This is a genomic window from Pseudomonas sp. P110(2024) (assembly GCF_057480795.1).
In genome coordinates this window covers 1-9,348 of the sequence record NZ_JBLIYT010000030.1, presented here as the reverse complement: position 1 = coordinate 9,348, position 9,348 = coordinate 1, and the positions used below count along the sequence as shown (strand labels likewise).

Below are 9,348 nucleotides of genomic sequence, written 5' to 3'. Positions count from 1 at the left end.
GACATGGCAGAATCCTTCGCCTAAAAAGCGAGAACTCTACGGAAAATCAGGCCTCCAGAGACTCCGGTGAGGTTTCAAAGGTTTTCATACAGAACCTAGAAAACGTCCAGCTTCATCAGCATTAAAAATTTTTACCTCCAGCGCTATATCGCTCACTTAACATTCCTCCAGTCGGATTTTTATCGAAGCCGCCCCACTTTACAAAACAAAAAATAACAAAAAAAGGGGACCAAAAAAGTGGATAGATTTAATTTCCTTACTCTAATCTCGGACTACCCGCATGACTGCTCGCCCCCTTCGACCACACCGGGGTCGAAAATAGAGTAGGAAAAATAGATCTGTCCCCTTTTCGACCCGGATCGTGCCTCAGGGGCCGGAGTTGAGTTGGTTGAGCAGCATTATACGAAAAGTAGTATGGTGTTTGCAGACCACTTCAAGATCCACCGCCCCTCCTGTAGACTGCGCACTTTGGCCGGATTAACCCGCCACGTCATGAGATCTGGAAGCTATGGATACAAGTGCACCTCAGGTACGAAACGCCCCACGTCCGGTGCTAGGTTCTGTATGAAAACCTTTGAAACCTCACCGGAGCCTCTGGAAGCCTGATTTTCCGTAGGGAAAAAGGGGACAGATTTATTTCCCCTACTCTAATCTCGACCCACCTACATGATAGCTAGCTCCCTTCGCTGCCAGGAGCCGGAATTAGAGTAGGGAAAATAAATCTGTCCCCTTTCCTCCCCCCAGGAACCGAAATTAGAGTAGGAAAAATACATCTATCCCATTTTTACTCATTTTTACTTCAAATTAGACAATTGATCTTTCACCCACCGCTCATGCTCATCTACAACGTATTCATAATTCGATGACGAATGGTACGCATCCTCCGGTAAAGCTTCCATACCTGAAACCATGGACAATGGTGCGTCAGCAGGCCATTCCCAACTTGACCAAAATTCAGACAATTTTATCAACCCATATACTGGATCAGAGTCTATATTTAACAACAACTCCTCCAACGCAACCGCTCGCCAAACCTTTCTGGATCGGAGCATATCCGACTTTCGGAGTGTACAGATTTTTTCCAGTTGCGCACACAATTCAGATGCTGGCAGTTCACTATCACAAGCCAAACTGACAATTAAATCATATGCCGGACTGTCTTCAGCAATTCTTTCAAGCTCTTTATTTGCAAACTTCTCCACATATAATGCCGGCAAACTCCCTATAAGACCAGGAACACCCAAGACGCCCTGAAGCATCACACCCCAGTCAGTCAGTTCATATTTGGAGATTCGTTCATATACCACTTCAATCATGGCTTCACCGGTATACCATTAACAGCACCATTCGGCACAAACATTCGATGCGTCACACCGCCTAGTTTTGGGTCTACAATCCATTCAAATCTTCCCGCCACACCATTGTAACCACCCTCCACCTGATAAAGCGAGGCGCCATTTTTAAGAGGAAACTTAGTCGCGCTACCTGCATAATTATCAACAATATCGGGAAAACCATGCGCAATCGGAGTCGACGGAAACTCTTGCGTAGCATAAGGGCCATTCGGTCTCTCGGGATACACTGGCAACAAAAAAGCAAAAAAGGGGACAGATCTATTTTATCTACTCTAATTTGGGCCTGCCCTGCTTCCTTCGCTCAATACGTTTTCCAGTGATCTGCGCGATCTCATCCACGAACCGGCTGCTACCCGTCAATTGTCCTCGCTGAATAGCGTCTCGAATCAGGCTAAGCTCTTCGTCCGATATCGCCTGCCTCACAAACTCGGCGTAGCGCTTGCGCCGGAGCTCTTCAGTTTCCCCCAATGCTTCAAACAAGGGGTCTTCATCAAGCCAATTCTGCCGTTTCACAGCCCCCATCCTGGCCGAATAACTTGACCAAGGATAGTCCCCAACCTCAGCTACCATCCGCGCCCGGACTGGATTCAATTCGATGTAGCGGCAACAGGCCAACAGGTAGGTGTCAGACTGCACAATGCTGGACTTAAAACGACTCTCCCACAAGGTACCGGAACGGCCCTCCAGTCGATTACGATAGCGCGTCGCTCGCGCCGCCAGCGTCTTCATCAGCTGGCTAAGTCCTGCGCAAGCATCATCAGGAACCAACAATAGATGCACATGGTTGGTCATCAAGCAGTACGCATAGACTTTCACTCCAAAGGCATCCTTCAACTCTCGGAGATCGGCTAAGTAGCGTTGAAAGTCCGTATCTTGCGCAAACACAACCTGTCGATTGTGACCCCGATGGACAATATGATGCGGGCAGTGTGGTAGCAGTACTCGTCCACCTCTAGGCATGACGGCATCCTCCTTGGATCACCTTGACGACTGATGAATCAGGAGAATGACATGGCTGCTCGACCTATTCGACCCCACAAGGGCCGATATTAGAGTAGGAAAAATAGATCTATTGCAGACGTAGCCGGTACTTCAGCTGCACCAGTTGCTTTTGCACCGAGGCTATTGCCCTTATGCCACCGGCCTAAAATCATCAATCGTCTTGTTTTTCTCTTTCAATAGAGACACAACGAAACCGGGATTGAAAACCATCAAAAACTCAATAGCATCATAAATTTTCCAGCGATGTATTTCGGGATGATCAATTATGGCGATAAGGTGCTTTTCAACAAGAGGCACATACTCTGAGTAATTTTCACTACTCGCGAAATCAAAAATTTTGGCTATTTCAAACGGTTCACTACTCGCCAAAGCAATGATTTTCGATAGGGGGGAATAGATCTGGACTCTCGCAGCCTCGATATCTCCACGATCAGCCACGTTGGCAAAATACCGAGTCACAGCCAAGAGTATTTGGTGATAAGTGTCGTCGTATCCGTGCAGTCGATGAAAATAGACTCCTTCAATGCCTCCAGGTTTGTCCATTCTCCCCTCCAAGGCAATCAACCCTTCATGGATGCCCCAACTGGTCAGTAACTTCGCAGCCAAGAAGTGCTCCTCATCGTTATTCGCATGACGAAGCAAATCCAGCACGGCGTCAATTCTATCCTGTGGAATATCCTCTGGATCCAAATCTCCTGCACTCACGGCATAATCCGCATGTTTTGGAATGTGATTCAAAAGTTCGTATGTTTTCGGCTCCATAAGAAACCTATTTTTTTACCGCTTTAATATAGTCGACCGGCACACAGCCCTTGATCAAACACTTACCATCGCGAAGCAAAAAATGGGATAGATTTATTTTCCCCACTCTAATCTCGGCCTACCTACATGACAGCTGGACCCCTTCGCTGCCAGGAGCCGAAATTAGAGCAGTAAAAATAAATCTGTCCCCTTTTCCTTCGCTTTCCGGTCGTCCCCTTTTCCGATCCAGTGTTGCGCCACCAACCTCCCCTCAGCAGTTACAACTGGAAAAACTCATCTTTCACCTCTTCAAATAACCAGCGTTCTTCAACATCACCAACAGCTCAGCATTTAGTGACTCATCACTAATTCCTTCAGTTTTTCCTGGCCCCCGCCAATGCCAGATAAGCTGTAGAGCCAAACTATCAACCTCGATAAACTCCTCATGGAAAACCTCACTAAGACGTACATTGCCAATAGTAGGATCGACTTTTATCAGATCTCTAAAAACCTGACACGGCAATTTACCTTCGCTGATATCCTCAAGCATAAAACCTCCATTAAAATATACTTTTCATGGCCTCTTGAAAACAACCGTAGTTATATCGCTAAACATTCCCTTTTCAGGCGCCTGAACACTTGTAAACCCATACTTCGCGGCAATACGCCCCGTCCATGTATTTGGAAAAAAGGGGACAGATTTATTTCCCCCACCCTAATCTCGGCCTACCTACATGACAGCTAGATCCCTTCGCTGCCAGGAGCTGGAATTAGAGTAGGAAAAATAAATCTGTCCCCTTTTCCGCAACTGTCATCCGCGCCCGGACTGGATTCAATTCGATGTAGCGGCAACAAGCCAACAGGTAGGTGTCAGACTGCACAATGCTGGACTTAAAACGACTTTCCCACAATGTACCGGTACGACCCTCTAGTCGATTACGATAGCGCGTCGCTCGCGCCGCCAGCGTCTTCATCAGCTGGCTAAGTCCTGCGCAAGCATCATCAGGAACCAGCAATAGATGCACATGGTTGGTCATCAAGCAATACGCATAGACTTTCACTCCAAAGGCATCCTTCAACTCTCGGAGATCAGCTAAATAGCGTTGAAAGTCCGTATCTTGCGCAAACACAACCTGTCGATTGTGACCCCGATGGACAATATGATGCGGGCAATGTGGTAGCAGTACTCGTCCACCTCTAGGCATGACGGCATCCTCCTTGGATCACCCTGACGACTGATGAATCAGGAGAATGACATGACTGCTCGATTTCCTCGACCCCACAAGGGCCGAAATTAGAGTAGGAAAAATAGATCTGTCCCCTTTTCCCTAGTCCCCTTTTCCCTATTCTTTAAATTAGATTAGAAAAAGTAGACCTGCCCCCCTTTTCGTTTTTAGCAGACACCTAATCATTTCAGCTCCACCAATAATTTCTTGAGCCCCTCTATAGAACTAGAACCTGCTCCTCCCCCCAAATACAGGCGACCGTCATCATAAACACACTCTCCTTGCCCTTCGACAGATACACCATAGGAAACAGCTAAAGCGAGACGCCTCCCCCGTCCAGCCCCTCCCGAAACATGAGCAATAAATGGCACTCCATTCTCACTCACCTCTAGCAAAGAATCATCCGCGCTCATGAAGGTCAACCAACAGCACGCGTCACCCTCATGATCCATGATGTAAATCATTTTATCCAACAAACAATCACTATCCACCAAAGTTACACCAACAGTTATTCTCTGCGTCACATACCCCAGACTAGACAGTTCTTTCCTCAGCCTTACTTTAAGCATTTTTAGCTCAGGAATCTTATTCACTGGAACGAATAAACCATTCGCCATCACTGCCACCCTATATACTGAGCCAGACGACCGGACGAAATATTCAACCAACCACCCTGGATTCTAATATAAACATTGAACGAGACGGAACTGACAAGGGTACAAATTCTTTCTATACTCTAATTTCGGCCTACCCTGCATGACTCCTCGATCCCTTCGCCCCACAGGAACCAAACCTACAGTAGAAAAAATAGACCTGTCCAATTTTCAGCCACTTTCATACTTTTTCACGCCCAAGATCAATAGTAAAATCAACTGGTCATTTGGCTCTTAAATGGCATAATCTGACGATTCGTTGACGACAACCTCACCCGCTTGATTTAGCGAGAACACTCCACATGCAGCCAGTCATACAACACCCTTGGGATATAACACCAAGCGAGGCCATAGATCTACAGATACGACTATCTAAACTTGTAGTCAAGCAAGATCAGCTTGGGCCTATCTCTAGTATCGCAGGCATTGATGTCGCCTACCACAAAGAAAACGATACACTCATTGCCTCCATTGTTGTGGTTGACGCAGAAAGCCTGGAAATCATCGAAGAGCATGCATGGTCGGATACGACTTCGTTTCCCTATGTGCCTGGTCTTTTTTCGTTTAGAGAGCTGCCTTCTATCGTAAAGCTCTTATCAACTATAACCCACCGACCTGACTTGATCATCTGCGACGGGCAAGGTATAGCTCACCCTCGTCGGTTTGGCTTGGCATCGCATTTGGGGGTACTTTATGACATACCCACTATTGGATGCGGAAAAAGTCGCTTCATTGGTGAGTACGCACCTCCCCTTGATGAAAGGGGATGCCAATCAGGCCTGTTCGACGGCGACGAACTAATCGGGGCCGCGCTCAGGACTCAAAAACATATAAAACCTGTGTTCGTTTCAATCGGCCACCGAATCTCCCTTGAAACTGCCTGTCACTGGGTATTGAATGCAACACGCAACTATCGACTACCAGAAACGACCCGACTTGCAGACCGATATGGAAGGCAATTCTACGAACAGAACAAACACCCCATTACCCCTCCAAACTAACCTTCCGATTATTTAAATATACGTCACATTCGGGACGAAGTACCTGAAACTGGACGCACCCTTCACGCCACCAGCCAACGCAATCCTTAGCAGCCACAACTTTCAATACACTCAACTGCTGATAATTTTTCAAACACTGCAGAATTTCCGGTGTCCCATTGACACCATCCAGCTCTAATTCTCTGATACAGCGCTCATTGTCGCCCATAAAAATGTAATCAACCACAGCCTTGTCAATACCATCTCCAATTAGTGAAACCCGGGTCGCACACTTAAGAGAGGAGAGCTCCGCTTTATCACGTAACACAGGAAACCTTATGCACCCGATCACTTGCGGTAGCTTAGAAAAATAGTCACCCAACAGAGTCAACCGCGTCAGACCTTCCAATGAAAATTTCAAGGAAAACATAAAAATATTATTCTGGTGAACCGTCATCGCTTCCAGTCCACCGCCTTCGAACCACTCATAACTCTGTGGAACATCCTCCCCGATCTCGACAGTACGCAACTGTCCATCTGGGAAATATGTTACTTCCTCTATCACCCAGCCATATTCATACAAGCGCTCGCTGACACATACATCTCCACTGAACTCATAGGAGAATCCATTGTAGACACTATCTCCCCAATAAAACTGCTCCCCCGTATAGTCTCGCTCCACTTCGATACTATTACGCACCTCCCCAACAATAAACTCGCTACGGTAGACATCAACATAGCGACCATCTTCATACATACCTCCCCCAACCACATGACCATTCGAGAGTTCCAACGCGCCCCCGGTGTAGGGCACGCCCCGAAAAGTCCACAATCCGCCCTGGTTGCTTATCGCATTTCTTTTGATAATCATCAGTGCTTCCTTCCGGTAATCACATCGGCATCCTTCAGTACACCGCTACAGTTCGAGCACGCCTCGAATTTGTCCCCTTGACCCTGCTTCGGTGCCAGCTTGTAGGTCGCCACTTTCACATCATCAATTGATACCTTGGGGTACCGAGTAAGCGCGCTATTCACCGCTCTGACCTCGGCATGCAGCCCAGGAATACCATTCTGGACATCAAATCTCTTTCCATTGCTGACAAGGTTTTCAATCATCCCTTTAACCTGAGGTGTCAGCGGCGTTCCTGTGTCAACATACAGCTGCTCCACCTTTCGCATGAACGCCCCCTGATCGACCACTGTGAAATACTCTTTGGCCTCGCCAAACCGCTCTATCCCTGGGAATTTCGGCACCTTCGCACTTATATTGGTGAACGCCTCGCTCACATAATCCCGCCCCGGTACACCTGCCCTCGACAACGCGACACCGGCAGTATCTCCTGCTTTAATCAGCGCCTCAGCTTCTGAACCAACCTTCTGGAAAAGCAGGCGGTCAAATTCGGCACTGTTCAACGGATCGAGGTGACCAAATTCCCCGTCCACCCAGGGACCCTTGCCCGTTCCGCCACTGGCGCCTTTACCAGCTGACGCCCCCCCCACATCAACCAGAGTTTCCTTACCGGCAGCAGCACCACCTGCCTCAGCCATTGCAGCACTAACCCGCTTGGCCAGCAACGCCCGCAACACAGCAGGCGCCCCTGTCATCGCCAAAGCGACATCCAGGTCCACCGTTACATCCTTCACACCGCCCGTGGCAATGACCGAGATTCGCTCCATCAGGTCTTTCATTTCCGCCGGGCTGCTTGAGACCTGCCCAATCTCGCGCATGTAGATCGCGGCATTCTTCTCACCAAACTGCCGCTTCCATGCCTCGGGCACCGTATCGACTTCACCGGCCCAGCTGTTACCCGAGGCCTGCGTCCATTTCGAGTCGGTATTGAACAACCCGTGGTCCTGGAACTGCTTTCCAGTGGACTGGAATGCTTTGACCTAAGGTAAAAAAGGGGACAGATTTATTTTCCCTACTCTAATCTCGTCCTACCTACATGACAGCTAGCCCCCTTAGCCACCAGAAACCGAAATTAGAGCAAGCAAAACAAATCTGTCCCCTTTCCCCCTTTTTCCTTAAGGCAACTTGTTCGGAGCTTCCCTAGGTCAAGTAAATTCATAAGCAGCGATTATAAAGATCAACGCCCACGACCACCCTTAATATATGACAAAACACAAATTCCAACCCCAACCGGAACTGCATATGCAATCGCACCGGGAAGCACGCCAGGAACATCAGACCAACCAAAACTCCACATTCCAAAATTGCAATAATTAATTGACGAACCTAAAAACCTTGAAGCAACACCAACTAAAAAAAACGCAACTATTAGATATATAAATAGCAAAATGAACGCTTGCAGCCTTGATCGAGGCTTAATCACTTCCCACCTCCTAACGAACCTATCTCACCACTTACATTTTTAGACGCGTAGGCACCGATGGCGCTTCCAGTCACCTCTGCGAAAAAAGGGGACAGATTTATTTCCCCCACCCTAATCTCGGCCTACCTACATGACCGCTAGATCCCTTCGCTGCCAGGAGCTGGAATTAGAGTAGGAAAAATAAATCTGTCCCCTTTTCTACGTGGCTGTCGACACCTTCCTGGCTGGCGATGATCAGGTCACGCCCGGCATCCATGTCGATGTTGCCGCCGGCCTGCACGGCGCCGCCGACAATGCCGATATCCTGCCCCGCCGTGATCGTCAGGTTGTTCGCCGCCTCGATGCGCGCGGCGGTGTCGACCAGGTCCTTGGTCACGTGCTCGCCGCCCGCGCGGCCTTCCAGGCGGGTGACGCTGCGTTCGTTGATCACGTCGCCGGTCAACGCGGTGAGGCTCACCTGGGACAACCCAAGGACGGCGTTGCCCCAATCATGGGGCAACGCATAGCTGGTCACTGCAAGAACATATCAATGTCATCCAGAGCATCCTCAACCTGCCCTGAGATCGCATGGTCATCTAGATGGCCATGAAGAGCATTGAGCACCTTCTCTTTCTCAAGCTGGCGATGAATTCTTGCTATATGCCCAAGGCAAGTTGCCGCAAGCCCTCTAATTTCGGGGTTTTCGTTGTTGAGAAACTCTAAGCATTTGCTCTGCACCCACTTCCAATCTGACTCATAAAAGGCAATGGACACCAATGCCTCGCAAATACACTTAACCTCAGTCGAGGCAAAGGCTTCCTCAGCAGCTTGCTTACTCATGCGCTGGGAGTCCTGATAGCTCATCATTGCTTTCCTCCAACAAGAATGTTGACTTTGCGATCGGCCATGCCAGCCTGTTGCAAGGCCTTTTGCATATTTGGATGCATGCGAAAAAAGGGGACAGATTTATTTCCCCCACCCTAGGTTCTGTATGAAAACCTTTGAAACCTCACCGGAGTCTCTGGAGGCCTGATTTTCCGTAGAGTTCTCGCTTTTTAGGCGAAGGATTCTGCCATGTC

The 9,348-nt window shown here is 48.5% G+C and carries 10 protein-coding genes and 1 pseudogene; 1 reads left to right on the top strand and 10 read right to left on the bottom strand.

Annotated elements, in window-relative coordinates:
- Nucleotides 1–794: 794 nt before the first annotated feature.
- From AC25ND_RS26330 to AC25ND_RS26305, 6 genes and pseudogenes are all read right to left on the bottom strand, one after another.
- Nucleotides 795–1,316 (bottom strand): DUF2247 family protein, encoded by a 522-nt coding sequence (locus AC25ND_RS26330; protein ID WP_486976679.1) that lies wholly within the window; start codon nucleotides 1,314–1,316, stop codon nucleotides 795–797.
- 306 nt (nucleotides 1,317–1,622) lie between these two features.
- A complete protein-coding gene (locus tag AC25ND_RS26325) occupies nucleotides 1,623–2,315 on the bottom strand; it encodes a transposase (RefSeq protein ID WP_028692816.1) in 693 nt (230 codons plus the stop codon).
- 171 nt (nucleotides 2,316–2,486) lie between these two features.
- The gene (locus tag AC25ND_RS26320; protein ID WP_280061002.1) at nucleotides 2,487–3,119 is read right to left on the bottom strand and encodes a hypothetical protein; all 633 of its coding nucleotides are present in this window, start codon (nucleotides 3,117–3,119) and stop codon (nucleotides 2,487–2,489) included.
- 280 nt (nucleotides 3,120–3,399) lie between these two features.
- Nucleotides 3,400–3,648, bottom strand: coding sequence for a hypothetical protein (locus AC25ND_RS26315; protein ID WP_084942238.1), 249 nt, complete (start codon nucleotides 3,646–3,648; stop codon nucleotides 3,400–3,402).
- 262 nt (nucleotides 3,649–3,910) lie between these two features.
- Nucleotides 3,911–4,303, bottom strand: a pseudogene (locus AC25ND_RS26310) (transposase); the annotation flags it as partial.
- 203 nt (nucleotides 4,304–4,506) lie between these two features.
- Nucleotides 4,507–4,941, bottom strand: coding sequence for a hypothetical protein (locus tag AC25ND_RS26305; protein ID WP_186597746.1), 435 nt, complete (start codon nucleotides 4,939–4,941; stop codon nucleotides 4,507–4,509).
- Nucleotides 4,942–5,279: 338 nt separating this feature from the next.
- Between AC25ND_RS26305 and nfi the strand changes: the two genes are divergently transcribed.
- Complete coding sequence (gene nfi, locus AC25ND_RS26300) at nucleotides 5,280–5,978, top strand: deoxyribonuclease V (protein WP_082750424.1); 699 nt, start codon at nucleotides 5,280–5,282, stop codon at nucleotides 5,976–5,978.
- On the opposite strand, the gene AC25ND_RS26295 is transcribed toward nfi, so the two are convergent.
- The 4 genes from AC25ND_RS26295 to AC25ND_RS26280 all read right to left on the bottom strand — a co-directional run bounded on the left by AC25ND_RS26295 (nucleotide 5,962) and on the right by AC25ND_RS26280 (nucleotide 9,133).
- Nucleotides 5,962–6,828: a hypothetical protein gene (locus tag AC25ND_RS26295; protein WP_062360720.1), complete on the bottom strand. Its 867-nt coding sequence runs from the start codon at nucleotides 6,826–6,828 to the stop codon at nucleotides 5,962–5,964. The genes nfi and AC25ND_RS26295 overlap by 17 nt on opposite strands.
- A complete protein-coding gene (locus AC25ND_RS26290) occupies nucleotides 6,828–7,802 on the bottom strand; it encodes a YwqJ-related putative deaminase (RefSeq protein ID WP_486976678.1) in 975 nt (324 codons plus the stop codon). Before AC25ND_RS26290 ends, AC25ND_RS26295 begins: the two co-directional genes overlap by 1 nt.
- Before the next feature lie 654 nt (nucleotides 7,803–8,456).
- A complete protein-coding gene (locus AC25ND_RS26285) occupies nucleotides 8,457–8,804 on the bottom strand; it encodes a hemagglutinin repeat-containing protein (protein WP_486976677.1) in 348 nt (115 codons plus the stop codon).
- Nucleotides 8,801–9,133: a hypothetical protein gene (locus tag AC25ND_RS26280; protein ID WP_062360721.1), complete on the bottom strand. Its 333-nt coding sequence runs from the start codon at nucleotides 9,131–9,133 to the stop codon at nucleotides 8,801–8,803. Before AC25ND_RS26280 ends, AC25ND_RS26285 begins: the two co-directional genes overlap by 4 nt.
- Nucleotides 9,134–9,348 lie beyond the last annotated feature (215 nt).

What these genes read in the sequence shown, in the direction of transcription:
- AC25ND_RS26330 (WP_486976679.1), bottom strand. Translation starts at nt 1,316, where the DNA reads ATGATTGAAGTGGTATATGAACGAATCTCCAAATATGAACTGACTGAC.
- AC25ND_RS26325 (WP_028692816.1), bottom strand. Translation starts at nt 2,315, where the DNA reads ATGCCTAGAGGTGGACGAGTACTGCTACCACACTGCCCGCATCATATT.
- AC25ND_RS26320 (WP_280061002.1), bottom strand. Translation starts at nt 3,119, where the DNA reads ATGGAGCCGAAAACATACGAACTTTTGAATCACATTCCAAAACATGCG.
- AC25ND_RS26315 (WP_084942238.1), bottom strand. Translation starts at nt 3,648, where the DNA reads ATGCTTGAGGATATCAGCGAAGGTAAATTGCCGTGTCAGGTTTTTAGA.
- AC25ND_RS26305 (WP_186597746.1), bottom strand. Translation starts at nt 4,941, where the DNA reads ATGGCGAATGGTTTATTCGTTCCAGTGAATAAGATTCCTGAGCTAAAA.
- nfi (WP_082750424.1), top strand. Translation starts at nt 5,280, where the DNA reads ATGCAGCCAGTCATACAACACCCTTGGGATATAACACCAAGCGAGGCC.
- AC25ND_RS26295 (WP_062360720.1), bottom strand. Translation starts at nt 6,828, where the DNA reads ATGATTATCAAAAGAAATGCGATAAGCAACCAGGGCGGATTGTGGACT.
- AC25ND_RS26280 (WP_062360721.1), bottom strand. Translation starts at nt 9,133, where the DNA reads ATGAGCTATCAGGACTCCCAGCGCATGAGTAAGCAAGCTGCTGAGGAA.